This is a genomic window from Paenibacillus sp. D9, from assembly GCF_001188365.1.
GTDB lineage: Bacteria > Bacillota > Bacilli > Paenibacillales > Paenibacillaceae > Paenibacillus_O > Paenibacillus_O humicus.
On sequence record NZ_JZEJ01000001.1, the window covers coordinates 5,078,794 to 5,103,995 of the forward strand.

The 25,202-nt window shown below is 60.9% G+C and carries 17 protein-coding genes; 10 read left to right on the top strand and 7 right to left on the bottom strand.

Annotation, left to right across the window (positions count from 1 at the left end; genetic code table 11):
• Positions 1-272 precede the first annotated feature (272 nt).
• The 4 genes from VE23_RS22675 to VE23_RS22690 all read left to right on the top strand — a co-directional run bounded on the left by VE23_RS22675 (position 273) and on the right by VE23_RS22690 (position 6,470).
• Positions 273-1,418: a Gfo/Idh/MocA family protein gene (locus VE23_RS22675; RefSeq protein WP_048745046.1), complete on the top strand. Its 1,146-nt coding sequence runs from the start codon at positions 273-275 to the stop codon at positions 1,416-1,418.
• Positions 1,419-1,535: 117 nt separating this feature from the next.
• Positions 1,536-4,013 carry a glycoside hydrolase family 95 protein gene (locus VE23_RS22680; RefSeq protein WP_049869223.1) on the top strand — a complete coding sequence of 826 codons (2,478 nt, stop codon included), beginning with the start codon at positions 1,536-1,538 and terminating at the stop codon, positions 4,011-4,013.
• 133 nt (positions 4,014-4,146) lie between these two features.
• Positions 4,147-5,385 carry an alpha-L-fucosidase gene (locus VE23_RS22685; RefSeq protein ID WP_049869834.1) on the top strand — a complete coding sequence of 413 codons (1,239 nt, stop codon included), beginning with the start codon at positions 4,147-4,149 and terminating at the stop codon, positions 5,383-5,385.
• 248 nt (positions 5,386-5,633) lie between these two features.
• Complete coding sequence (locus VE23_RS22690) at positions 5,634-6,470, top strand: DMT family transporter (protein ID WP_049869224.1); 837 nt, start codon at positions 5,634-5,636, stop codon at positions 6,468-6,470.
• 93 nt (positions 6,471-6,563) lie between these two features.
• On the opposite strand, the gene VE23_RS22695 is transcribed toward VE23_RS22690, so the two are convergent.
• The 3 genes from VE23_RS22695 to VE23_RS22705 are packed head-to-tail and all read right to left on the bottom strand — an operon-like array spanning position 6,564 to position 9,455.
• Positions 6,564-7,166: a response regulator transcription factor gene (locus tag VE23_RS22695; RefSeq protein WP_021880936.1), complete on the bottom strand. Its 603-nt coding sequence runs from the start codon at positions 7,164-7,166 to the stop codon at positions 6,564-6,566.
• Positions 7,163-8,299, bottom strand: coding sequence for a sensor histidine kinase (locus tag VE23_RS22700; RefSeq protein WP_021880937.1), 1,137 nt, complete (start codon positions 8,297-8,299; stop codon positions 7,163-7,165). Before VE23_RS22700 ends, VE23_RS22695 begins: the two co-directional genes overlap by 4 nt.
• A gap of 52 nt (positions 8,300-8,351) precedes the next feature.
• The gene (locus tag VE23_RS22705) at positions 8,352-9,455 is read right to left on the bottom strand and encodes a fatty acid desaturase (RefSeq protein ID WP_048748366.1); all 1,104 of its coding nucleotides are present in this window, start codon (positions 9,453-9,455) and stop codon (positions 8,352-8,354) included.
• A gap of 245 nt (positions 9,456-9,700) precedes the next feature.
• Here VE23_RS22705 and VE23_RS22710 point away from each other — a divergent pair, with 245 nt between their 5' ends.
• From VE23_RS22710 to VE23_RS26130, 4 genes are all read left to right on the top strand, one after another.
• The gene (locus VE23_RS22710; protein WP_049869225.1) at positions 9,701-10,183 is read left to right on the top strand and encodes a zinc ribbon domain-containing protein; all 483 of its coding nucleotides are present in this window, start codon (positions 9,701-9,703) and stop codon (positions 10,181-10,183) included.
• Positions 10,184-10,295: 112 nt separating this feature from the next.
• Positions 10,296-11,087 carry a carbohydrate-binding family 9-like protein gene (locus VE23_RS22715; protein WP_049869226.1) on the top strand — a complete coding sequence of 264 codons (792 nt, stop codon included), beginning with the start codon at positions 10,296-10,298 and terminating at the stop codon, positions 11,085-11,087.
• A 250-nt stretch (positions 11,088-11,337) separates the two neighbouring features.
• On the top strand, positions 11,338-12,219 hold the full coding sequence (locus tag VE23_RS22720; protein ID WP_048748369.1) for a cation diffusion facilitator family transporter: 882 nt from the start codon (positions 11,338-11,340) through the stop codon (positions 12,217-12,219).
• 612 nt (positions 12,220-12,831) lie between these two features.
• Positions 12,832-14,535 (top strand): SH3 domain-containing protein, encoded by a 1,704-nt coding sequence (locus VE23_RS26130; protein WP_049869227.1) that lies wholly within the window; start codon positions 12,832-12,834, stop codon positions 14,533-14,535.
• A gap of 971 nt (positions 14,536-15,506) precedes the next feature.
• On the opposite strand, the gene VE23_RS22730 is transcribed toward VE23_RS26130, so the two are convergent.
• Positions 15,507-16,925, bottom strand: coding sequence for an NAD-dependent malic enzyme (locus VE23_RS22730; protein ID WP_049869228.1), 1,419 nt, complete (start codon positions 16,923-16,925; stop codon positions 15,507-15,509).
• Between the two features lie 116 nt (positions 16,926-17,041).
• Complete coding sequence (locus tag VE23_RS22735) at positions 17,042-18,160, bottom strand: UDP-N-acetylglucosamine--LPS N-acetylglucosamine transferase (protein ID WP_048748901.1); 1,119 nt, start codon at positions 18,158-18,160, stop codon at positions 17,042-17,044.
• Between the two features lie 176 nt (positions 18,161-18,336).
• On the opposite strand from VE23_RS22735, the gene kapB reads away from it, so the two are divergent.
• On the top strand, positions 18,337-18,729 hold the full coding sequence (gene kapB / locus VE23_RS22740) for a sporulation phosphorelay system protein KapB (RefSeq protein WP_021877327.1): 393 nt from the start codon (positions 18,337-18,339) through the stop codon (positions 18,727-18,729).
• A 669-nt stretch (positions 18,730-19,398) separates the two neighbouring features.
• Positions 19,399-24,006: a glutamate synthase large subunit gene (gene gltB, locus VE23_RS22745; protein ID WP_049869229.1), complete on the top strand. Its 4,608-nt coding sequence runs from the start codon at positions 19,399-19,401 to the stop codon at positions 24,004-24,006.
• 207 nt (positions 24,007-24,213) lie between these two features.
• Here gltB and VE23_RS26730 read toward each other — a convergent pair whose 3' ends face one another.
• Both VE23_RS26730 and VE23_RS22750 read right to left on the bottom strand, forming a co-directional pair.
• The gene (locus tag VE23_RS26730) at positions 24,214-24,372 is read right to left on the bottom strand and encodes a hypothetical protein (protein WP_021877330.1); all 159 of its coding nucleotides are present in this window, start codon (positions 24,370-24,372) and stop codon (positions 24,214-24,216) included.
• 258 nt (positions 24,373-24,630) lie between these two features.
• A complete protein-coding gene (locus tag VE23_RS22750) occupies positions 24,631-24,999 on the bottom strand; it encodes a helix-turn-helix domain-containing protein (RefSeq protein WP_021877331.1) in 369 nt (122 codons plus the stop codon).
• Between the last annotated feature and the right edge of the window lie 203 nt (positions 25,000-25,202).

The following is a 25,202-nucleotide window of genomic DNA, read 5'->3' on the forward strand; positions in this document are numbered from 1 at the left end:
CGGGCATAAACGGCTTCTTGCAAGGCTCGGCAGACGGGTGCTGGCGGTTTCTTCAGGAGTCGGATAGACAGCGCCAGTCATCAATAGTCTATTCAAGAGATGGGCATGGACAGCCCTTTTCATTGATAGGCTGCTTAAAGAGAGAGGCATAGACAGCCCATTCACAGCGAGTCTGTTTAGATTCAGGCATCACCTTTCCATGAGCAAGCAGGCTGAGGCGGAGTCTACTTCCGCCTTGGCCTTACCTATTTTCGGCTGGGAGGCCATCCACCATGAAGCAGGTTCGAATCGGCATGATCGGCGTAGGAGGAAGAGGATATCTGGCGGGCTGCTGGCATCAGCCGGACGGACGGTCCGTCGTGACGGCGGGAGCGGACATCAGCATGGAGCGTCTGGAGGAGTTCAGGAGCAAGATCAATCCGGACGCGTTCGTGACGACCGACTACCGGGAGATGCTGGCGCGGGAGGATGTCGACGCCGTCGCCGTCACGGCTCCCGACCGTTATCACGAGGAGTTCGCCATAGCCGCGTTGAACGCCGGCAAGCATGTGTTCTGCGAGAAGCCGCTGGCGATTACGACGGAAGGCTGCGACCGGATTCTGGCGGCAGCCCGGAAGTCGGGCAAGCGGCTCATGGCCGGCCACAACATGCGTTACATGAACATGTTCCGGACAATGAAAGGAATCGCGGATTCCGGCGTGCTGGGAGAGATCAAGGCGGTGTGGGTGCGGCATTTCGTCGGCCGGGGCGGCAGCTACTACTATCACGACTGGCACGGCAATTCGGCCAATACGACGTCGCTGCTGCTGCAGAAGGGCTCCCATGACATCGACATCATCCACTGGATCACCGGGCGGTATACGAAGCGGGTATCCGCCATCGGCGGGCTGGATTATTACGGGGGCTCCTGCCCGGATACGCTCACCTGCCCGCAATGCGAGCTGAAGGAGACCTGCCCGGAAGCGCAGTTCATTCCCGGCATGGACCGCTGCGCTTTCCGCAAGGAAATCGACGTCGAGGACAACAGCATGGTCATGCTGGAGCTGGAGGGAGGCATCAAGGCCTCCTATCTGCAATGCCACTTCACGCCCGATTATCAGCGCAACTATGTCTTCATCGGAACCAAGGGCAGGATGGAGAATTCCGAGCCGGACAACAAGGTGTACGTCCAGACCCGGAAATCCGGAGAGTGGCAGGAGCATTCCGATATCGTCTATGAGATCAAGGAAGCCGCCGGCGGACACGGCGGGGCGGATCCGGAAATCTGCCGCGACTTCGTGGACATGATTCTCGACGGCAGGGAGCCTGTCGCCACGCCGGAGGCGGGACGCATGAGCGTGGCTGCCGGCGCCGCCGCGGCGGCCTCGATGCGCGGCGGAGGATTTCCGGTCGAGGTTTCTCCGATCAGGCAGGACTGAGCCCGGGCGTCCCGAATGACCTAATCAGGCATTCATGCGCTCATCGCGGCAGAGCCCCGTGCGCGGGGCTTCGCTCCAGACGGGATGCGCCACTACCGGTTAAAGGAGTCCTCGAACATGACGACGGAACAAATGCAAGGCAAGACAGCTCGGACAAATGGAGAGAGGCTGAAGCCCGCCTCGCGGGATGCGCTCTGGTACGAAGCCCCTGCGGGCGCTTGGACCGAAGCTCTCCCGATCGGCAGCGGCCGGCTTGGAGCGATGGTGTTCGGCCGGCTCGGCGAGGAGCGGATCCAGCTCAACGAGGATTCCCTCTGGTACGGCGGCCCGGGAATCGGATCGAGCCCGGACGCGGCGGAGCAGCTGCCGCGCATCCGCGAGCTGCTGCTCGCAGGCGAGCCGGAGCAGGCGGAGGAGCTGGCGATGACAGCCGTAATGACGCAGTCCGGCCATCTCGCTCCCTACCAGACTCTGGGCGAGCTGCTTATCCGCTTTCCCGGCGAGCCTGCGGCTGCAGAGCGATATATTCGCGAGCTGCGCCTCGATGAGGCGGCGGCTGTAACCCGCTTCGGCTGGGAAGCAGAGGAGCGTACCCGGACCGTCTTCGCGAGCGAGCCGCATGCCGTGATCGCAGTCCGGATCGAGGGGAGCATACCCGGCGGCTTGTCCTTGCGGGCCGGCATGACGCGCCGGCCGTTCGAGGGCCGCATGACGCAGCTGGAGCGGGGCGTCGCCATGGAAGGGCAGTGCGGGCCGGACGGCGTCCGCTACGCCGCCGTGCTGCGGGCGGAGGCCGAGGGCGGCAGCTGCCGCCTGCTCGGCGATGCGATCCTCATCGACGGAGCGGATTCGGCGACGCTGTACCTCGCAGCGGCCACGACCTTCCGCAGCGAGGATCCGCTGGCGGAAAGCCTGGCACGGGTGCAGGCGGCGCTGGAGGCGGGCTATGACGAGGTTCGGGAGCGGCATCTGCGCGCTCATCGCGCCTTGTACGGCCGCGTAACGCTGGAGCTGGGAGCGGGGACGGACGAGGCGGATGGCCGTTCTGGAAGGGAGATGAAGCCCTCATCCGGGCAGGAGCCTGCTCAGGGACGGAAGCCATTCAGGGAAGAAGAGTCTGGAACGATGCTGGAAACCGGGCGGACGCTTGACTCTCTGCCGACCGATGTCCGGCTGCGGCTGCTGCGGGAAGGAGCAAGCGATCCCGGATTGGTCCGCCTCTTTTTCCTCTACGGCCGCTACCTGCTGCTCTCGAGCTCGCGCCCGGGATCGCTGCCGGCGAACCTGCAGGGCATCTGGAACGAAAGCTTCACCCCGCCGTGGGAGAGCGACTTCCATCTCAACATCAATCTGCAAATGAATTATTGGCCGGCCGAGGTTTGCAATCTGGCGGAAACCCACGAGCCCGTATTCGATCTGCTCGACCGCCTCCGCGAAAACGGCACCGTCACGGCACGGGAAATGTACGGAGCCGAAGGGTTCGTCGCCCATCACGCGACCAATATGTGGGGAGATACCGGCATTGTCGGCGTCTGGGTGCCCGCGGTCATCTGGCCGACGGGAGGCGCCTGGCTCTCCCTGCATCTGTGGGAGCATTACCGCTATCAGCCGGATCGCCGGTTTCTGGAGCATCGGGCTTATCCGACGCTGAAGGACGCGGCGCGCTTTTTCCTCGACACGCTGCTTGAGGACGGCCGCGGCAGGCTCGTCACCGGACCTTCCGTATCGCCGGAAAATATGTACGAGCTCCCTAACGGCAACCGGGGCGCGCTGTGCATCGGTCCGTCCATGGACTCGCAGATCCTCCATGCGCTGTTCTCGGCCTGCGAGGAAGCCGCGGCTGAGCTTGGCGTGGACGCCGAGCTCGCCGAAAGGCTGGCGGCGGCGCGCCGCCGGCTGCCCGAGCCGGAGATCGGCAGCCGCGGCCAGCTGCTAGAATGGTCGGAGGAATACGGGGAGCCCGAGCCCGGCCACCGGCATATCTCCCATCTGTTCGCGCTGCATCCCGGCGAGCAGATTACGCCGGAGCGGACGCCGCAGCTGGCTGAGGCCGCGCGGACGACATTGGAAAGCCGGCTTGCCCATGGGGGCGGCCATACCGGCTGGAGCCGGGCGTGGATTCTCAACTTCTGGGCCCGGCTGGGCGAAGGCGGCGAGGCGCATGAGCATCTGATGGAGCTGCTGCGCCATGCGGTCCATCCCAATCTGTTCGGCGATCACCCGCCGTTCCAAATCGACGCCAACTTCGGCGGCACGGCCGGCGTCGCCGAGATGCTGCTGCAGTCGCATGGAGGCGAGCTGAAGCTGCTGCCGGCGCTGCCGCCGGAGTGGCCGGAGGGACGAGTGACGGGACTGCGCGCCAGAGGCGGAGCGGAATGCGATCTGTCGTGGGCGGGAGGAAGGCTGACCGAGGCCGAGCTGCGCTTCACGCACGGCGGAAGCTTCTTCATCCGGCATGGCGGGGAGCTGGCGGCTGTGGACGGCGCCGGCCTGCCCAAGAAATTCATTTTCGAGGACGGGCGGTACCGTTTCGATGCCAGGGCGGGGGACGTGCTCAGGCTTTCGGCCGTCCGGGCATCAGAGGGCAACAGCTGAAGTGAGCTTGGGCGGCCGGCTGCCGAGAGCGGGACTCGACCGCCGGAGCGGTGCAGCCGTTCTCGGCGGCGGAACCCAAGCCTATATCGGCTTCGTACCGTACGGACGGAGCCAGGACGAAGGAGACCAGGACATGAACGATACCTACACGGGGGCTGTGCCTTCGAAGCATCAGCTGATTTGGCAGGATATGGAGATGGGGATGTTCGTCCACTTCGGCATGAATACATTTTGCGACCAGGAATGGGGAGAAGGCGGGGATTCGGCTCTTCTGTTCCATCCTGAGCAGCTCGATGCCAGGCAATGGGCGCGCGAAGCGCGGCAAGCGGGAATGAACTATCTTATTCTCACCGCCAAGCATCATGACGGCTTCTGCCTTTGGCCGAGCGCCCAGACCGATTATTCCGTCGCCTCCAGCCCCTGGAGGAACGGCCAGGGAGATGTCGTGCGGGAATGCGCGGACGCATGCCGCGAGGAGGGTATCGGCTTCGGGCTCTATTTGTCCCCATGGGACCGGCACGAGCCGAGATATGCGGACAAGGAGGCCTACGACGATTTCTACTGCGCCCAGCTGACGGAGCTGCTCACCGGCTACGGCGATCTGATGGAAGTATGGTTCGACGGCGCGGGCTCGGAGGGACGCGTCTATGACTGGCCGCGCATCATCGAGCTCGTCCGCCGGCATCAGCCCGGCGCGATGGTGTTCAACATGGGCGAGCCGACGATCCGCTGGGTCGGCAACGAGGACGGCGTCGCGCCATATCCTTGCTGGAATACGGCCGAGTCGGCTCCTCTCAGCATGTTTGCCGCGGAGAGCGCGACCTGGCTGCCGTCCACGCCCAAGTGGGTGCCGGCCGAATGCGACGTGCCGATCCGCCGCCATCAATGGTTCTGGCACCCGGATTCCGAAGACCGCCTGCACGATCTCGACCACCTGATGGATATCTACTACCGCTCCGTCGGCCATGGCTGCAACCTGCTGCTGAATCTATCGCCGGACCGAAGGGGATTGCTGCCGGAGCTCGATGCGGCCCGCCTCCAGGAGCTTGGCGCCGAGATCCGCCGCAGGCTGGGAACGCCGGCGGCCGAGACATCCGGCGAAGGAAGCGAGCTGACGCTGGAGCTCGACGCTCCGACGGCGATCGGCCATCTCGTCCTCATGGAGGATATCTCCCGGGGCGAGCGCATCCGCGAGTACGCGGCCGACATCCGGATCGGCGGCGAGTGGCGCGAGCTGACATCGGGCTTCTCGGTAGGCCACAAGCGGATCGAGCCGCTGACTCCGGTCACCGCGGAAGCGGTGCGGCTGAGAGTGCTGAAAAGCGAAGGCGAGCCGTTGATCCGCTCGCTCCAGGCTTACGCTGCCGTCTGACGCAGCGGACTGCTTGTGGCTGAGCCTATGCCGTCTGACGCAGGCTGCTGTCCGCAGGTACCGCTGCTGGCGGAAGCAGCAGGCTTTTTTAGCTTGATAAGCCGATGGCAGCATCCTGCATTCAATCGGAGAGCAGGGGGTCAAGACCTGCCGGCCGAAGCTGCGCCTGACGACCAACGTACCGGGATCGACGGCTCCCGGTACGTTCCTTTCCAATCTGCCGCCATATTCGACAAAGTGGTGATCCTGTGACATCTTTGGCAATCCTGCTCGTAACCGCATCGGGTCTGGCCCATTCGGTGTGGAATCTCCTGGCCAAAAAAAGCCGGGACAAAGCCGTCTTTCTCTGGCTCATCTTCAGCTTTACGACCATTCCCCTGCTGCCCTACCTCGTCTGGGAGCTCATCCATGCCGACGGGGGCTGGGTGACGCTGGTCCTGTCCTTCGCCTTTCAGGCCGCGTACGGCCTGCTCCTCTCCCTCAGCTATAGGGAAGGGGACATGTCGCAGGTCTATCCCATCATGAGAGGAACCGGCATGTTCCTCGTGCCGCTGCTGGGGATGCTGATCTGGCATGAATCGCTCAGCGTCTGGGGCTGGCTGGCGCTGCTCATCATGCTGCTCTGCTTCTTTTCGCTCAGCGGCTGGCCGGCTCCCGGCAAGCGGGTCGCCATGCGTCCCGTCCTGCTGGCGCTCGGCGTCGGCCTGTGCACGGCCGGCTACGTCACGATGGACAAGTTCAATCTGCAGCATCTGTCCGCATTGTCGCTGCTGGCGCTCGGCAATCTCGGCGTCATGGCCGCCCTCACTCCTGCCGCGCTGCGCAAAGGCAAGCTGCGCGCAGAGTGGACCGGACGCTGGAAGCAAACGCTGGCCGGCGCCGTGCTGAGCCCGGGCTCCTATCTGCTGTTCCTGCTTGCGATTCCTTACGCACCGATCGGACTCATTTCGCCGATTCGCGAATGCGGAACCGTCTTCGCCGCCATCTTCGGCGTGCTTCTGCTCAAGGAAAGCCAAGGCTTCCGCCGGATCGTGTCATCTGCGGTCATGGCGGCGGCGATCGTGACCGTGGCATTGTGGGGCTGAGGCGCAGCCGTTTTGAATAAGGGCAGCCCCTAATGGGCGCCATGAAAAAAAGGCGATTTCCCGCAGGCCGCTGCCTGGAGGAAATCGCCTTTTTCATTTGAACCATCCCTTCTCCTTGAACCTGGAGATGGCCTCGATCCGGTTGCTGACGCCGAGCTTGTCGAGAATGACGGAGATGTAGTTGCGCACCGTGCCGCTGGAGAGGAAGAGCTCCTTGGCGATGTCCTTGGTGTTCTTCCCGACGGCGACGAGCTCCATCACTTCGCGTTCGCGTTCGGTGAGGGGATTCTCTTCCACGTTGTACACCTCGTCGACCAGCTCGGGAGCATACAGCCGCCTGCCGGTCATGACGCTGCGGATGGAGTCGGCGAGCTCGTCGCTGGAGCTGTCCTTGAGCAGATAGCCCTGGACGCCCGCCTTGAGCGCTCGTTCAAAAAATCCCGAACGGGCGAAGGTGGTCAGAATGATCACCTTGCAGCCGTCGCCCTTAAGCAGCTCGGCCGCCTCGAGCCCGTTCATGACGGGCATCTCGATATCCATGATGCAGACGTCGGGCTTGTGCTGGCGCACCAGCTCGACCGCGATCTGGCCGTTGCCGGCCTGGCCGACGACCTGCATGTCTTCCTCGAGGTCGATCAGCGACCCCAGCGCGCCGAGCAGCAGCCGCTGATCCTCGGCGATGACGATCCGTATCATCCTTCCACCTCCTTCTCCACCCGGCTGACGTTATGGGGAACGGTCATCGTAATTTCCGTCCCCGGCGCGCCGGATATTTCCAACGTTCCGTTGAGGAATTCCAGCCGCTCCTTCATTCCTTGCAGTCCATTGCCGCGCTCGAGCTTCCGCACGTTCCGGATCCCGCTGCCGTCATCCTTGACCTTGACGATGAGCAGCTCCGGAAGCTGGGTGATGGAGAGGGAGCAGGAGGCGGCGTTGCTGTGCTTGACGACATTGGTGACAGCTTCCTTGATGCACATGCTGAGCACGTTCTCCGTCAGCCTCGACGTATGAGCCAAGCGGGGGTCTCCCTCCATCTCGAAGGAAATCTCCGCCGCGCCGAGAATCTGGCGCACCCGCTGGATCTCGTCCTCCAGCCGCGCGCCGCGCATATGGGAGACCATCTCCCTGACTTCCTGCAGGGCGATCCGCGCCGTCTGATGCACGTCGGCCATTTCGCCGCGCGCCCGCTCCGGGTCCTTGTCCAGCAGCTTGCCGGCGAGATCGCTTTTGAGGCGGATCAGAGACAGCTGCTGGCCGAGCGTGTCGTGCAGGTCGAGCGCGATGCGCTGCCTCTCCTCGTGCACGAGCAGATCCGCGATCCGGCGGTTGGCGTCCTCCAGCTGCCCCTGAAGCTTGACCTGCTTGAGCGTATTGTAGCGGTTGAACGGAAGCACCGCCACGCCGATCAGGCAGACAAGGACAAAGGGCCACTGGGAGATGAAAAATTCGTTGCCGATCGCGAATCCCGCATAGACAGCTCCGAGCGTGACGACCAGGTGGACGATATACAGGCTGAGAAAACCCGCCCAGCTTCTCGTATTGCCGATGAATACGGCGAGAAAGAAGCTGAAGTACGGGTAATGAAAGTAGATCGTCATCGCAGCCGACACGGCCATCTGGATGGAGATGCCCGTATAGAGCTTCCAGCCTCTGTCGGAAGAGGTCAGCCGGAAGCACAGGAAGAACAGAGCGACGAGAAACCCGCCGAACAGCATATGACCGGTCTCCGGGAACCGGAAGATGAAATAGAAAGGCAAGATGATGAATGCCAGCCATACATATAAGCTGAATCCCGTGCTGCGGGGAAAGATCCGGTACCATTTCTGCATCGATGCCGCTCCTTGCTTGAAATGCTGATGCTACCAGTGTAGCATAACGGGCTTATTCTCCGCTGGTTCCGGTCCTTGCTTTGACTGGCGCCGCAGCAACGCGGGCGACGGGGAAGGGGCGGAGCTCCGCCTGATGCTTGCCCTCGATTCCGGCATCCGGCCGCTGCGCGATCAGCCGCTTGCCGTCCCGGAAGGAGACGAAGCTTCTGTTCACGTCGTCCCAGAGGTTGAAGCGCAGCGACTTCAGGCTGGTGCGGAGCGTGATGGTCGTCGCATGCTGCAGCGACGGAGCCGCTTCATGGGCGCCTTGGAGGCGGTAGTTCGGAATCCGCGGGCTGAGATGATGGACATGGTGGAAGCCGATGTTGCCGGTCAGCCACTGCAGCCAGGCCGGAAGCTTGTAGTACGAGCTGCCGTCGACGGCCGCCTTGAGGTATTCCCATTCCGGATCATGCTCGAAGTAGGAGTCCTCGAACTGATGCTGCACATAGAACAGCCAGATGCCGGCGGCGCCGGAGATCCAGAAGATCGGCAGCTGCACGAGCAGGAACGACTGCCAGCCGGCTGCCCAGGCGAGCAGCGCGTAGAGGACGACGATGCCGGCATTGGTCGCGTACGTGTTCAGCCGCTCCTTGCGGCGTGCGCCCTTCTCGTTGAAGCGGTAGGCGAAGAGGATCAGGACGATCGGACCGAGTCCGAACAGCACGAGCGGATTGCGGTAGATCCGGTAGCTCAGCTTGCGCCATCGGGATGCCTCGGCATACTCCTGCACGGTAAGGATCCACATATCGCCGATGCCGCGCTTCTCGAGATTGCCGCTGCCCGCATGGTGGATATTGTGGGCATGTTTCCATTGTTCATACGGGAACATGGTCAGAACGCCGAGCAGATACCCCAGCAGATTGTTGGCGCGCTTGCTTTTGAAAAACGATCCGTGGCAGCAGTCATGGAAGATGATGAAGCTGCGGATGACGAAGCCGGCGGCGGCGGCACTGAACAGCAGCGTCAGCGCATAGGAGACGTTCAAGCTGAGATAGGCGGCGTACCAGAGCAAGGCCAAAGGGGGCAGCGTGTTGAGCAGCTGCCAGACGCTGGCGGCGGAATCCGATTTTTCATAGGGCGCTATCATTTGGCGCAGTTGTTTTAGTGGAGACATCCCGAAACCTCCTGAATGTGGCTGAAGTGGCGCAGTCTTGGAGATTCCATTATATCCGCTGCGGCAATGGGCTTAGCAGTCACAGGCGTAATGACAGAGGGTGACATTTGTCATGGTTCCGCCCAGATATTTCAAGCCGCGGGGGTCGAGGGTGAGGATCGAATGGTTGAACGGACATGCTTGCCTGGTGTAGCCTTGAAGAAGAAATGCGGCGGGCTTCAAGCTTGCAGCGGGGAGAGATGGAGATGTCGTTATTCGATAGAATGAAGCAGGGAGCCGCGGAAGCGGCCAAGGCGGCTCAGCAGACGATGGAGATCGCCAGGCTGAAATCGCTGATCGTCCTGAAGCAGCGGGACATCGGCAAGCAGAAAAAAGCGATCGGAGACGCGGTCTACGAAGCTTATCTCAGAGAGGATATCGCCTCCTCGCATGATTCGGCGTTCCGCTTGTGCCAAGGCATCGTGACGGCGGAGCATGACATCGCCGAGCTGCAGGAGAAGATCCGCGTGCTGAAGACGGTCAAAGCCTGCCCGTCCTGCGGACGCGAGGTGGAGCTCGGAGCTGGCGTCTGCACCGGCTGCGGGCATGTCTTCCCCCAGGTAGCCGCCGCGGAATCCCTTCAGCTCGAGGGCGAGGTCCTGGTGCTGTGCGGCAGCTGCAGGACCGAGAACGCGCTCGACGCCCGCCGCTGCGCTTCCTGCGGGAAGGAGCTGGGCTCATGGGCTTAGCGCAGAGGCTGCAGATGAGGATGCGATGGGACCCGGAGCATGCGCTCGCCAATAGCAAGACAGGGCCGGGCGTGGTCCGGAGCCACCATATTCGGGAGAAGAGGTCGATAGGATGAATCCGGTTTCCTTGCCCCGATATGAATGCCCTTACCGGCAATTCAAAACGCAGCATGACGGCGTAGAAAGGGCCAATGGCGATCCTCTCCGCGTCCGGATGCCGAAAGCCGACTGGGGAGACGGACGGGCCAATGGCGATCCTCTCCGCGTCCGGATGCCGAAAGCCGACTGGGGAGACGGATGTGCCAATGGCGATCCGCTCCGCAACGCAATGCCGCAGGCCGACTGGTCCGGAGTTCCGTCTGTCCGGCTCCGCGACACGGTAACGGGAGGGACTGTCCGGGAGATGACATCGGTGCAGGCTTGCTGGAACGAGCAGGGGCTGCTCGTGCGTTTCGCTTGCGAGGATTCCTATATCCTCTCCGATTTTACCCGGCGGGACGAGCCTCTATACGAGCAGGACGTCGTGGAGCTGTTCATCGATGAAGAAGGCGATGGCAGACAGTACATGGAGCTGGAGGTCAGCCCGCGGGGAATCGTCTTTGACGCGCGGATCTCCAATGATGGCAGCGGCAAGCCGCAAGGGATTCAAGCCGACACCGGCTGGGATGCGGACGGCCTTGCCGTGAAAGTGGAGACGCCCGCGGCGGGGAACAGGGCGTACGAGCTGTTTTTGCCCGCTGCCGAATTCCGCTCCCCGCTCCGCAAAGGCTTGAAGTGGAGAGTAAACGCCTACCGGATCGACCATGCGCCCGGAAGAGATCCCGAGCTGCAGGCGTGGAGCCCGACAGGCAAGCCGTGGTTCCATGTGCCTGAACGGTTCGGGCAGTTTGTCCTTGGAGAGTGACGCCGTCCATTCAGCCGATTAGTTTGTTTGCGACCGCTTGGCCTGCGTTGGCCAGGCGGTCTTTTTGCCGATCGGGGAAGGCGAAGGCGATTGAAAAAGGAAAATTCAGGGTATGCTATCAGCGTTGGATACGGCATGGACAGCGGTTTTTTCGACAAAAGAAAGGCCTTGAACAACAATGTTTCTCTAGGCCCACTGGAGCCGGAGCGCGTATTATGGTCGTATCGCGAGGAGAGGGGCAAAACCATTCGTGTCTACCGAACAGCAGTATGCCGACATCCGCAAGGGAGAAAGGGGCGCTTGGGTCAGCATCGCCGCGTATCTCGTTCTGTCCGCCGCCAAGATCGTCGCCGGATACTACTTCGCGTCGAAGGCGCTCTCCGCGGACGGCTACAACAACCTGACCGATATCGTGGCTTCCTTCGCCGTGCTGATCGGCCTGCGGATCTCGCAGAAGCCGCCGGACAAGGACCATCCCTACGGCCACTTCCGGGCGGAGACGATCGCCTCGCTGATCGCTTCCTTCATCATGGCGACGGTCGGCCTGCAGGTGCTGATCAATTCGGTCAAGTCCTTGTTCCGAAGCGCAGGAGAGCCGCCTAATGCCCTGTCGGCCGCAGTAGCCGTCGCGTCCGCCGTCATCATGTACGGCGTCTACATCTACAACCGCAGGCTGTCCCGGCAAATCAACAGCAGCGCCTTGAACGCGGCGGCGAAGGACAATCTGTCCGATGCCCTCGTCAGCATCGGCGCCGCCGTCGGCATCGGGGGAGCGGCGCTGGGCTGGGCATGGCTCGACCCGCTGGCGGCGATCGCAGTCGGCGTCATCATCTGCAAGACGGCATGGGAGATCTTTTACAGCTCGACGCATGCCCTTACGGACGGCTTCGACGACAGCGAGCTGCTGACGCTCCGGTCCTCGATCGAGAAGGTGGACGGCGTGAAATCGATCAAGGATCTCAAGGCCCGCGTGCATGGCAGCCATGTGCTGGTCGATGTCATCGTGCTGGTGGATTCCCGGCTTACGCTGGTGGAAAGCCATCGGATCAGCGACGAGATCGAGACCCGGATGGAGCGCAAGCACAATATCATGAGCGTTCATGTGCATGTCGAGCCTTACGAGCCGGCATGAACGGCTTAGGCGCGGCAAGGATAGACCCCTGAGGAACGGTTCCTCGAGGGTCTATTTTTGTTTGGGGAGGGTATAGAGCGGGCTTTGGGCTGGGCCTGATTGTGCCCGTCCTTCTTACGCTGGCGAAGCTGTTACTATAGGTTTTCATGCCGGGAATAGGGGAGGGCGGCCATGCCCGGAATAGGGAATGGAATGGAGCTTCGTGGAGCGGGTTGACATGCCGGAATTAAGGTCTGAGGTGGGGCCTATTGAGCGTGGAGAGGACTGATGTGCGGAAAGAAGGACCGAACGGGCCTTAATTGCATGAGGACTAGCATACCGAAAAACAGGACCGAAATAGGTCTCATCCGCCGTGTGCGGGAGCTGAACAAGCTATTTTTGGGAACAAGGTACGATGTTCCTTTTGCGGACAAGATTCTACAATAGATGGCAGAGGCAGCTAAAGTTCCTCCCTTCATTTGCCGATAGATCAGATACGGGTTTGTCTATTTTTGCTGTACTGCAGCTGGCGTGCTGGTTGGCCGGCTGCTGCAATCTGCTTGGATGATTGGCGAGGCCGGGTCCTGATTAGACAATCGACATTGGACAGATGAAGGGAGTCGTGATCGACGCATGAACAAATCATTGGCAGCCGCCGTTTTGGCCGCAAGCTTGACGCTGGGACTTGCCGCCGCTCCGCCCGCCGTATCGGCGGCGACGCAGAAAGCCCAGACGCAGGGCAACGTGAACCTGCGCGCCGAACCGGCTACAGCCGGGAAGGTTCTCCGCACTCTGCCGAAGGGGGAGCAGATATCCGTCCTGCAGCGAGTGGACAACTACTGGCTCAAGGTGCAGGACAAGTCCGGCACGATCGGTTATGTGTCCGCTTCCAGCTCCTACATTACGATGCTGGACGCCGCGGCTGCCGAAGCTGCAACCGACGCTTCCGCCGGCAAGCCGGCCGCATCTGCAGCGGGCAGCAAATTCTCGAGCAATGCGAAAGCCGCTTCGACGGTAGCTCTGCGTGTCGGCCCATCCACAGCGAGTGCCTTGGTCAGGTATTTGAAAAAGGACGAGATGATCGAGGTCAAATCGATTCCAAGCTCGTACTGGTATCAGATCGTGGATGCCAGCGGCAAGACGGGCTACGTAAGTTCGGATGCCAAATACATAACCGTAACAGGAACGCTGCCTGGCGCTAAGAGCGGCAGCACCGCCTCCGGAACGGGCGGCAGCACCGCCGCCGGAACGGGCGGCAGCACCGCCGCCGGAACGGGAAGCGGCAGCACCGCCGCCGGAGCGGGAAGCGGCAGCACCGCCGCCGGAACGGGCGGCAGCACCGCCGCCGGAACGGGAAGCGGCAGCACCGCCGCCGGAACGGGCGGCAGCACCGCCGCCGGAGCGGGAAGCGGCAGCAGCGCCGCAGGAGCGGGAAGCGGCAGCAGCGCCGCAGGAGCGGGAAGCGGCAGCAGCGCCGCCGGAGCGGGAAGCGGCAGCAGCGCCGCAGGAGCGGGAAGCGGCAGCAGCGCCGCCGGAGCGGGAAGCGGCAGCAGCGCCGCAGGAGCGGGAAGCGGCAGCAGCGCCGCATTCGCTCCGAACGCCGTTACTGTTGCGGCCGTGACGCTGCGCAAGGGACCGTCGTCGTCCTACGACCAGATCCGCAACCTGAAGAGCGGAGAGTCGATCCAGGTGACAGCTGTGCCGAACGGCTACTGGTACATGGTCAAGGATTCGGCCGGTGTCACGGGCTACGTCAGCTCCGACACCAAATATATTTCGGTTACGGGAACGCTCCCCGGCGGCGCCGCCCCAAGCCCGCAGCCTTCGGTCCCGACTCCGAATCCAGCACCGACTCCTCAGCCTTCCACGCCATCGGCCGGGACAAGCTTGAGTCCGCAGGCCTCCGAGCAGATCGAGGCTGTCATCAATGCCGGACTCAAGTATCTGGGAACGCCTTACGAGTACGGTTCCAGCCGCAGCGACACGTCTACGTTCGACTGTTCGGACTTTGTCCGGCAAGCCTTCCTGGACGCGCTCAGCCTGCAACTGCCGGTGGACTCCAGGGGACAAGGGCAATATGTGCTGGATCGAGGCGCTTATACGACGGACTGGAACTCCCTCAAGAGAGGGGATCTCATGTTCTTCGTGTCGTCCGGGACCAAGGTGAACAGCTCCGGTCCTTTGGATTCGTCGATCATTACGCATGTAGGCATGTATCTCGGGGACAACAAGATCCTGCAGACTTACTCCAAGGAATCAGGGGGCGTGCAGGTCACGACGGTATCTCCGACATCCAACTGGCAGTTCCGCTTCCTCTTTGGAGGCAGCGCTGTCTAAAACAAACGAACAAGCAGGGCGCCATCCCATGGGGTGGTGCCCTGCTTGTTTATTATATATCCGCTCAACCGGGAGCCCCCGAGCAGAATAAGCCGAAAAAATCGTCTTATTCGCCTCAACCGGGAGCCCCCGAGCAGAATAAGCCGAAAAAATCGTCTTATTCGCCTCAACCGGGAGCCCCCGAGCCGAATAAGCCGAAAAAATCGTCTTATTCGCCTCAACCGGGAGCCCCCGAGCCGAATAAGCCGAAAAAATCGTCTTATTCGCCTCAACCGGGAGCTCCCGAGCCGAATAAGCCGAAAAAATCGTCTTATTCGCCTCAACCGGGAGCCCCCGAGCGGAATAAGCCGAAAAAATCGTCTTATTCGCCTCAACCGAGGGCTCCCGAGGGGAATAAGCCGAAAAAATCGTCTTATTCGCCTCAACCGGGGGACCCCGAGCGGACTAAGCCGAAAAAATCGTCTTATTCGCCTCAACCGGGAGCCCCCGAGCGGAATAAGCCGAAAAAATCGTCTTATTCGCCTCAACCGAGGGCTCCCGAGCCGAATAAGCCGAAAAAATCGTCTTATTCGCCTCAACCGAGGGCTCCCGAACGGAATAAGCCGAAAAAATCGTCTTATTCGCCTCAACCGGGAGCCCCCGATCCGAATAAGCCGAAAAAATCGTCTTATTCGCCTCAACCGGGAGCCCCCGAGCCGAATAAGCCGAAAAATCGTCTTATTCGCCTCAACCGGCTCATTCCGCCCAACCGGCTCATTCCGCCCAATAGGCACATCCCGCGCAACCGGCTCATTCCGCCCAACCGGCTCATTCCGCCCAATAGGCACATCCCGCGCAACCGGCACATCCCGCCCAACCGGCTTATTCTACCCAACCGGCTCATCCCGCCCAATCGGCTCTCTCCGCTGAACCGACGAAGCCCCGCCGGGCTGGACAACCTTCTGTCCGGCCTAGCAGGGCTTCGGTATGGCTTACAGAGCGTCCTTCGGATTCCGGCGGGCGACGCCGCTGGCGCGAGCCGCCTGGACGACGCGGCGGCGGACTTCCTCGACGACCTTGGCGTTGAACACGCTCGGGATGATGTAGCTGCGGCTCAGCTCGTCTTCGCCTACCGTGGAGGCGATCGCTTCGGCCGCGGCAAGCTTCATCTCCTCGTTGATCGTATTGGCGCGGCAATCGAGAGCGCCGCGGAAGATGCCGGGGAAGCACAGCACGTTGTTGATCTGGTTCGGATAGTCGGAGCGGCCCGTCGCGAAGACGGCGACGATGTCCTCCGCTTCCTCCGGACGAATCTCCGGCTCCGGATTGGCCATCGCGAACACGATCGGCTGCTCGTTCATCGTCTGCACCATATGGCGCTTGAGAATGCCGCCGGCCGACAGGCCGATGAACACATCCGCACCGGCAATCGCTTCGGACAGTCCGCCGCTCACGCGATCCGGATTGGTGTTGCCGGCGTACCAGTTCCACATCGGATGCGCGTACTCCTTGTCCGCCGTCAGAATGCCCTCGCGGTCGACGCCGAGCACGTTGCGGGCTCCGCCGGCCAGCAGCATCTTGGTGCAGGCCGTTCCTGCCGCGCCGATGCCGCAGACGACGATCTTGGCGTCCTCGATCCGCTTGCCCGTCAGGCGCAGGGCGTTGAGCAGTCCTGCGTACAGGACGACAGCCGTGCCGTGCTGGTCATCGTGGAAGACCGGAATGTTCAGCTCTTCGCGCAGCCGCTCCTCGATCTCGAAGCAGCGCGGAGCGGAGATGTCCTCCAGGTTGATGCCGCCGAAGCCTGGCGCGATGGCTTTGACCGCGGCGATGATCTCTTCCGTATCCTGCGTGTCCAGGCAGATCGGGAAGGCGTCGACGTCGGCGAATTGCTTGAACAGCATCGCCTTGCCCTCCATGACCGGCATGGCCGCTTCAGGACCGATGTTGCCGAGGCCGAGCACAGCGCTTCCGTCGGAGACGACGGCGACCGTGTTGCGCTTGATCGTCAGAGAGAACGCTTTGGAAGGATCCTCATGGATAGCCGTACAGACGCGGGCGACCTCCGGCGTGTAAACCCTCGACAGATCGTCGCGGTTTTGGATCGGCGTTTTCGGCTGGATCGTGATCTTGCCGCCAAGATGGAGCAGGAAGGTGCGGTCGGAGGTGTTGATGACGCGGATTCCGTTGATCAGCCCGAGCGATTTGCCGAGCCTTTCCGTCGTTCCGGTGTCTTTGACCTTGACCGTCAAGTCGCGAGTCGTGCTGCCCTTGCTCGTCGAAATGACGTCGATGGCGATCACGTCGCCGCCTGCGGCTTCGATCGCCGATACGACGGAGCTGAAATTGGTACCGCTCTCAATTTCGAGCCTGACAATGACTGTTTTTCCATCCAACGCTTTGTTATCCATGCGCTCATCTCCTCAGGTGAGCCTCTCCGCCGCAGCGGGAGGCGTGTGTAGTCATGTTCCGGCAGAAAGAAAGCCGGATTGGGTATAGTTCATGTTCCAGCAGAAAGCCGGAGCCGTCAATGCATCAGCCGCAAGACGGCAGTCGGGCATTCCAGGGGGTCGTACTGCTGATTGCGCTTGCTCATGAGAGTCTGCCTGTACTCTCCGGAGCTGTAGGGCTGCTGGATCATCCGGAACCACTTGTCGATCGTGCCGGACGAATGCAGCATCTCCCCGAAGCCGCTGCGGATGAAGTACTCCAGATTCTCTTCCTCCTGGCCGGGTATCGGCTTGTGGAAGAGCATCGGGATGCCTTTGCTCATGCCCTCGGTGCAGGTCATGCCTCCCGGCTTGGTCACAAGCAGATCGGAGGCGTCCATGAGCTTGGATATCTCCTTCGTGAAGCCGAGCACGCGGATGTTGGGATGGACGAAGCGGGGATCCTCCAGCATGGCTTCGCGGGATTTTCCGTTCGTGCCCGTGCAGAAGATCAGCTGGACTTCCTCGCGCCATCGCGTCATGTACGTGATGAACTCGTCTTCTTCTTCCATCAGGCCCCATCCGCCGCCCATGACCAGGACGGTCGGCATCGCTTTGAGTCCAAGCTCCCGCTGCGCTTCCGCTTGATTCTGGGCTTGCCAGAACTGGGGATGAACCGGTATGCCGGTGACCTCGATTCGGGCCGGCGGGATTCCCCGCTCCATCAGCTTGCGCTTGACGACGGGCGTAGAGACCAGATAATGGTTCACTTCCGGGCTGGCCCAGGTGCCATGGGCGTCATAATCGGTGATCAGCGTATATAAAGGCACATCGAGTCCGAGCCTTTTGAGCCGTGCGACAGCCGCATTGGGCCCCGGATGCGTGCAGACGATGATCTCCGGCTTGAGCTGCTGGATGACCTGCTCGGTCTGCGTATAGAAGATCCGGTGAATGGCCAGCTGCGTGAACCGGTTGAAGGAACGCTTATAATTGGTGCGGTACATCATGCCGACCAGCTTAGGCTGCTTGCCTACGGTTTTGCGGTATGCGGACATGATCAGCGGGGCCAGGACCGGATTAAGGAATTTACCCAGCTCGAGCACCCGTGTCTGGACATCCGGAGACAGCTGCCTGAGTCCGGCAGCGAGCGCGTAAGCCGCTTGCGTATGACCGGATCCGAACCCCTCTGAGAGCAACAGCACCCTTTTCTTGCGCATGCACTCACCTACTTTTCTCTATCCCAATATTACGACGAGCGCGGTAGGAAAGACAAGCATGGGAGTTGGGAGTTGCATCCAGCCCTGCTTCTCCGATATTCTTGGCATGACGGATCGAACCGCTGTACCCGCCTTGACGCCATCCGGAAACCCTATATAAGGAAGGATAATTTCAAATGAACGAACAACGACAGCCGGTCTCCGAGGGAGATCTGGTCCGATTCACGTACAAAACGGGAACCTACGCCGGCAGGGTGGCCGAGACCGGATCGCCTCGCTGCGTGGTCGAGACGCTTGCCGTGCTGCGCCATCCCGACCAGGGAGATCTTCATCATCCCTACGATCCGGACGTTCCGATGTTCCATGAGCGCCGCGCCTTGTCGCATCGGGAGAAAGCGCTCGTCCTGCTTCGCGATATGGAGCCGTTCCGGGGAAGCGGGATTCCGGATTACAAGGAATCGCTCGCTGCAGCGGTGCGTCTCTCGCTCGGCGAGCTGGAGCGTCTGGAGCGCTGGTCGGCCCGCGCGCGGGAGACGCTGCAGGATGTGGCGAAGGACTACGGTCTTTAGGAAGCGGCCAGCGGAATTCCAGCGGGAATGAATATCCTTTATTTTGAAGCCTTTCGCCTTTATGCGGCGGAAGGCTTTTTCATCTCCATCCAGGTGCATAAAGCGTATAAAAATGTTCTTCCTTCCTGGCTGCGTCAGGGTAGAGCGTTTTCATTTGTCGCAAAAGGGCGCCGATTCGGACAATTTGCATGTCTATACATGTCTTTGTTTACTCAAAGTTAACATGAACTGTGATCTTATTGGGAGGAAACGGCTTGCCTCAAAGTTGTTGTACCCAACTGGACCGGCGATGTGATACGATGAATGCAGAATCGACGCTGTACTGTGCCAAAGCGGCCGCCCGGCGCTCCCAAACCCTTGCCTGATAAGGCGTACGGGCGATAATGAACGATATTAATAATCAGGTTTATAAAAAGAATTACATTGATATGCCCCGTTCAGGATGATAAAATCAACGAATAACTATCGTTTCCGGAGTGTATTTCCGCTTCCTGAGCTCCATGCCGTGACCGATTATTTCTGCCAAGTTAACAACTGGACAGCCAAGCTTGAATATGAATTCGTATGCATTTTTATACATTTCGGCCGCCTTCATCCGAACCGTATACGGAGGACCTTCTGCCTGCTGTCCGTTCTTATATCTATCCTCCGACAGAAAGGTTGCATCCGATGAACAGGAAAATGACTGGATTGCCGCCGAAACAAGGCCTCTACGATCCGCAGTTCGAAAAAGACGCTTGCGGCATGGGATTTGTGGCGAACATCAAGGGAGTACCATCCCATACCATCATACGCCAGGCGCTCACCGTCCTGGAGAACATGGAACACCGCGGCGGCCAGGGCAGCGAGCCCAACACCGGCGACGGCGCAGGCATCCTGCTGCAGATTCCGCACGGCTTCTTCAAGCGCGAGCTGTCCGCCCAAGGCATCCAGCTCCCGGCTGAAGGCGCTTATGCGGTCGGCATGCTCTTCCTGCCGCAGGACCCGTCCGTCCGGGAGCGGCTTGAGAACAAGCTGGAGACGATCATCGCCGAGGAAGGCCAGTCGCTGCTCGGCTGGCGCACCGTGCCGACCAACGACGAGCTGCTCGGAGAATCGGCCCGCAAGGCGATGCCTTTCGTCCGCCAGGTGTTCATCGCGCGCAGCGCGGAGCTCTCGGAAGAGCTGGCATTCGAGCGCAAGCTCTATGTCATCCGCAAGCGCGCCGAGCTCGCGATCCGCTATGCCGGCGAAGAAGGCGGAGACATGTTCTATTTCCCGTCCCTTTCCAGCAAGAAGATCGTGTACAAAGGCATGCTGACGACGGAGCAGGTCCGCTCCTTCTATGTGGAGCTCAATGACGAAGCGATGGAGACGGCGCTTGCGCTCGTCCACTCCCGCTTCAGCACGAACACGTTCCCGAGCTGGGAGCGCGCCCACCCGTACCGCTACCTGATCCACAACGGCGAGATCAACACGCTGCGCGGCAACGTCAACTGGATGCATGCCCGCCAGTCTCTGTTCGCCTCCGAGCTGTTCGGAGAGGATCTCGACAAGATCAAGCCGATTATCAATCCGGACGGCTCCGATACGGCCATGTTCGACAATACGCTGGAGTTCCTGTACCTGGCCGGCCGCTCCCTGCCGCATGCGGCGATGATGATGGTGCCGGAGCCTTGGTCCAACCACGAGGACATGAGCGACGACAAAAAAGCGTTCTACGAATACCACAGCTGCCTGATGGAGCCGTGGGACGGCCCTGCCGCGATGGGGTTCACGGACGGCACTCAGATCGGAGCGATCCTCGACCGCAACGGCCTTCGTCCGGCGCGCTACTACGTGACCAAGGACGATGTCATCATCCTCGGCTCCGAAGCGGGCACCGTGTACGTAGAGCCGGAGAATATCCTTTATAAGGACCGCCTTCGTCCAGGCCGCATGCTGCTCGTCGATACCAAGGAAGGCCGGATCATCTCCGACGAAGAGGTCAAGGCGGGCATCATTGCGGAGAACCCGTACCGCGAATGGCTCGACGACAACCTCATCAGCCTCGTCGATCTGCCGGATGCCCCGGAGCTGCCGGAGCTCGAGCATGCGACGGTGCAGCAGCGCCAGCAATCGTTCGGCTATACGTTCGAGGATCTGCGCAAGGTTCTGGAGCCGATGGCTTCGAGCGGCGTGGAGCCGATCGGCTCGATGGGCTACGACGCTCCGCTGGCTATTCTGTCCGAACGACCGCAGCGTCTCTACAGTTACTTCAAGCAATTGTTCGCCCAGGTCACCAATCCGCCGATCGACGCCATTCGCGAGGAGATCATCACCGCGACCGGCACCTCGCTCGGTCCGGAGCGCAACCTGCTGAAGCCGGAGCCGGAGAGCGCGCGCCAGATCCGTCTGGAGTCGCCGATCCTCTCCAACGAGGACTTCGCCAAGCTGCGCCATGTGCGCCGCCCGGGCTTCAAGTCCATCACGCTGCCGATCTTCTTCCCTGCCGACGGCGGAGAGGAAGGGCTGCGCAAGGCGCTCGACACGATGTGCGAAGCGGCTGACCGCGTCATCGCCAAGGGCCACAACGTCCTCATATTGTCCGACTTCGGCTCGGATCGCGACAACTGCCCGATCCCGGCGCTGCTTGCGGTGTCCTGCCTGCATCACCATCTCATCCGCAACGGCACGCGTACCCGCGTCAGCCTGCTGCTGGAATCCGGCGAGCCGCGCGAGGTGCATCACTTCGCGCTGCTGCTCGGCTACGGCGTGAGCGCGATCAATCCGTACCTGGCGTTCGAGACGCTCGACGACATGATCCGCCAGGGCATGCTGCGCGGCGTTACGCATGAGAAGGCCGTCAAGAACTTCATAAAGGCCGCGACCAAGGGCGTTCTGAAGATTCTGTCCAAGATGGGCATCTCGACGATCCAATCCTACCGCGGAGCCCAGATTTTCGAGGCGGTCGGCCTGAACGAGGATCTCGTCGACAAGTACTTCACCTGGACGCCGTCGCGCATAGGCGGCATCGGCCTGGACATCATCGCCGAGGAAACGCTCAAGCACCACAACCGCGCCTACGCCGAGCAGGAGGGCGCCGAGAAGGAGCTCGACTCCGGCGGCGAGTACCAGTGGCGCAAGGACGGGGAGGACCATCTGTTCAGCCCGCAGACGATCCATACGCTGCAGATGGCTTCCCGCTCGAACGACTACAAGCTGTACAAGAAATTCTCGGAGCTCGTGCAGGGCGAGGACCGCAAGTTCCTGACGCTGCGCTCGCTGCTGGACTTCAAGAAGGACCGCACCCCGGTGCCGATCGAGGAAGTCGAATCCGTAGAGAAGATCATGAGCCGCTTCAAATCCGGCGCGATGTCCTTCGGCTCCATCAGCAAGGAAGCGCATGAGAGCCTGGCCATCGCGATGAACCGCATCGGCGGCAAGTCCAATACGGGCGAGGGCGGCGAAGATCCGGCGCGCTTCATTCCGGATGCCAACGGAGATTCGAGGCGGAGCGCGATCAAGCAGGTCGCTTCGGGCCGCTTTGGCGTGACGAGCAACTATCTGGTCAACGCCGACGAGATCCAGATCAAGATGGCGCAGGGCGCCAAGCCGGGCGAGGGCGGACAGCTCCCGGGACGCAAGGTTTATCCGTGGGTCGCCGAGGTTCGCGGCTCTACTCCGGGCGTCGGCCTCATCTCGCCGCCGCCGCATCATGACATCTACTCCATCGAGGATCTTGCGGAGCTGATCCATGATCTCAAGAACGCCAACCCGCGCGCCCGCATCAACGTCAAGCTCGTATCCGAGGTCGGCGTCGGCACGATCGCGGCCGGCGTCGCCAAGGGCCGGGCGGACGTCATTCTCGTCAGCGGTTATGACGGAGGCACGGGAGCTTCTCCGATGAACTCCATGCGCCACGCGGGCATGCCATGGGAGCTCGGCCTTGCCGAGACGCATCAGACGCTCATGCTCAACAACCTGCGCGACCGCGTCGTCGTGGAGACCGACGGCAAGATCATGAACGGCCGCGACCTCGCGATCGCCGCTCTGCTGGGCGCCGAGGAGTTCGGCTTCTCGACCGCTCCGCTCGTCGTGCTCGGCTGCGTCATGATGCGCGTCTGCCAGCTGGATACATGTCCGGTCGGTGTCGCGACGCAGAATCCGGAGCTGCGCAGCAAGTTCATGGGCGATCCGTCCCATGTCGTGAACTACATGACGTTCGTCGCCCAGGAAATGCGCGAGTACATGGCGGAGCTCGGCTTCCGCACGGTCAATGAAATGGTCGGCCGCGTGGATCTGCTGGAGTCCAAGGATCTGATCCATCATTACAAGCTGCGCGGCATCGACCTGACGCCGCTCCTGCATATCCCGGAAGTGCCGCATGGCGCATCCCGGCACAACGTGCAGCAGCAGAACCACGGGCTCGAAGAGACGCTCGACATGCGGAGCCTGCTGCCGGCAGCGGCGCCGGCGCTCGAGCGCGGCGAGCGGGTGGAAGCCTCGTTCCAGGTCGGCAATACGAACCGCGTCATCGGCACGATTCTGGGCAGCGAGGTTACCCGCCGCTACGGAGCCAAGGGGCTGCCGGAAGACACGATCAGCCTACGCTTCACCGGCTCTGCCGGCCAGAGCTTCGGCGCGTTCGTGCCGAAGGGCATTACGCTTACGCTTGAAGGGGATTCCAACGACTACGTCGGCAAGGGCCTCTCCGGCGGCAAGATCATCGTCGCTCCGTCGCCGAAGGCGACCTTCAAGGCGGAGGACAACGTCATTATCGGCAACACCGCCTTCTACGGCGCTACCGGCGGCGAAGCTTATATCCGCGGCATTGCCGGAGAGCGCTTCGCGGTGCGGAACAGCGGCGTGAAGGTCGTAGTCGAGGGTACAGGCGACCACGGATGCGAATACATGACAGGCGGACGCGTCGTCGTGCTGGGGGGCACGGGACGGAACTTCGCGGCCGGCATGTCGGGCGGCGTGGCGTATGTGCTCGATGAGCAGCGCACCTTCTACAAGCAAGTGAACCTGGAGATGGTCCTGCTGGAGAGAGTCGAGGCCGAGGAAGACATCGCGGAGCTGCGCTCCCTGATCGAAGCCCATGTCTCGAACACCGGCAGCGCCGTAGGCGAGCGCCTGCTCGCGGACTGGGAGCAGTCTCTGGACAGCTTCGTCCGCGTCATTCCCAAGGACTACAAGCGCATGCTGGAGCAGATCCGCAAAGCGGAAGAGGAGGACGGCCTGGAGGGCGAGCATGCTCTTCTGGCAGCTTTTGAAGCCAATATGCGCGAGCTCGCCCGTGTAGGCGGCAACTGATCCGAAGCAAATAGCAAGAACCGGCATCCTCCAATAGGAGGATGCCGGTTCTTTTTTTATCCTTTTTTTTGCAGGTTATGATACCTATTGTAACTATACATGATGTAACGCTCATATGTATCATTCAGGCCTATAGGGCTCTTTCAGCTGGGGGCGGGGCTGTTTGGACAGGCTGGCAAGAAGGGCCGACAGGCGCGGGAGAATTTGCTACTTTTTCTTCTCCTCTTGCGACGTGGGGGCGGAATGGTCCTTGAAGATGCGCTGAATGGCGAGTTCGCTGTCGATACCGAGCTGTTCCAGAATGAACCTGACATCCAGCTCTACCCGAGGAGGTAGCTTATTGCCGTCTTGATGATTGGTTACCATATTGTTCAACCCACTCCCATTTCTCTCATTTATTATCTCTACTTGGGAACATAGTAGATAGTATAAATGACGCATGACGCAAAAGCTGTCGGAATCTGAAGGACAAGTTTGGATAATTTTGGTTGATTATTGTCGAAACAGGGACCTTAGGGTCATGGAATTGTCGCTACTTTAATCCTAGCGCAGCGGACAACCGGGTACATTAAAAAAATAAACCCGCCTGAATACAGGCGGGTTTCAGCATATTAGCGGGCATTATTACCTCATGGAGCGTTCGGCGCGGATAAAGGCGATGAATCTCTTCGCTTCTTCAGCCGTCAGCTTGCGGCCGTCGATGGAAAAGGCGAACTTCTCCATCATTTCCTGATCGGACAGCTCCAGGCTGGAGACAAATTCTCCAACCCCCGCATCGAGAACGGCAGCGGGATTGTCGGTTCTTCCGACCAGATAGTCGATGGACACATGGTATAAATCCGCAAATTTCGCCAGCGTATCGGTATCCGGCTCCCGCCGGTTTTTTTCATAATGAGACAAGGCCGCGCGGGAAATTCCGAGCGTTACAGAGGTCTGTTCCTGAGTCCAGCCTCGTTCTTCTCTTAGTCTCGCGATCCGAGTTCCAATGTCCATTAGGTACCTCCTAGATCTCTATATAACCCAGTTTAATACGGAAATGAGCGTTATGGATGATTTGCTACGAATAGTCGCATTTTTCAAATCCGGGATGTAAAATCGCTTGACATGTTACGAATTGTATCGTAAAGTTGGAGATGTTAAAGATACATTCTGTATCATATATATGCCATGATTCCCGATTCAAAGCTCCTTTATTC

Bases quoted from the DNA above. Each gene is read 5' to 3' on its own strand.
- VE23_RS22675 (WP_048745046.1), top strand. From the start codon at position 273: ATGAAGCAGGTTCGAATCGGCATGATCGGCGTAGGAGGAAGAGGATAT.
- VE23_RS22680 (WP_049869223.1), top strand. From the start codon at position 1,536: ATGACGACGGAACAAATGCAAGGCAAGACAGCTCGGACAAATGGAGAG.
- VE23_RS22685 (WP_049869834.1), top strand. From the start codon at position 4,147: ATGAACGATACCTACACGGGGGCTGTGCCTTCGAAGCATCAGCTGATT.
- VE23_RS22695 (WP_021880936.1), bottom strand. From the start codon at position 7,166: ATGATACGGATCGTCATCGCCGAGGATCAGCGGCTGCTGCTCGGCGCG.
- VE23_RS22700 (WP_021880937.1), bottom strand. From the start codon at position 8,299: ATGCAGAAATGGTACCGGATCTTTCCCCGCAGCACGGGATTCAGCTTA.
- VE23_RS22705 (WP_048748366.1), bottom strand. From the start codon at position 9,455: ATGTCTCCACTAAAACAACTGCGCCAAATGATAGCGCCCTATGAAAAA.
- VE23_RS22710 (WP_049869225.1), top strand. From the start codon at position 9,701: ATGTCGTTATTCGATAGAATGAAGCAGGGAGCCGCGGAAGCGGCCAAG.
- VE23_RS22715 (WP_049869226.1), top strand. From the start codon at position 10,296: ATGAATCCGGTTTCCTTGCCCCGATATGAATGCCCTTACCGGCAATTC.
- VE23_RS26130 (WP_049869227.1), top strand. From the start codon at position 12,832: ATGAACAAATCATTGGCAGCCGCCGTTTTGGCCGCAAGCTTGACGCTG.
- VE23_RS22730 (WP_049869228.1), bottom strand. From the start codon at position 16,925: ATGGATAACAAAGCGTTGGATGGAAAAACAGTCATTGTCAGGCTCGAA.
- VE23_RS22735 (WP_048748901.1), bottom strand. From the start codon at position 18,160: ATGCGCAAGAAAAGGGTGCTGTTGCTCTCAGAGGGGTTCGGATCCGGT.
- kapB (WP_021877327.1), top strand. From the start codon at position 18,337: ATGAACGAACAACGACAGCCGGTCTCCGAGGGAGATCTGGTCCGATTC.
- gltB (WP_049869229.1), top strand. From the start codon at position 19,399: ATGAACAGGAAAATGACTGGATTGCCGCCGAAACAAGGCCTCTACGAT.
- VE23_RS26730 (WP_021877330.1), bottom strand. From the start codon at position 24,372: ATGGTAACCAATCATCAAGACGGCAATAAGCTACCTCCTCGGGTAGAG.
- VE23_RS22750 (WP_021877331.1), bottom strand. From the start codon at position 24,999: ATGGACATTGGAACTCGGATCGCGAGACTAAGAGAAGAACGAGGCTGG.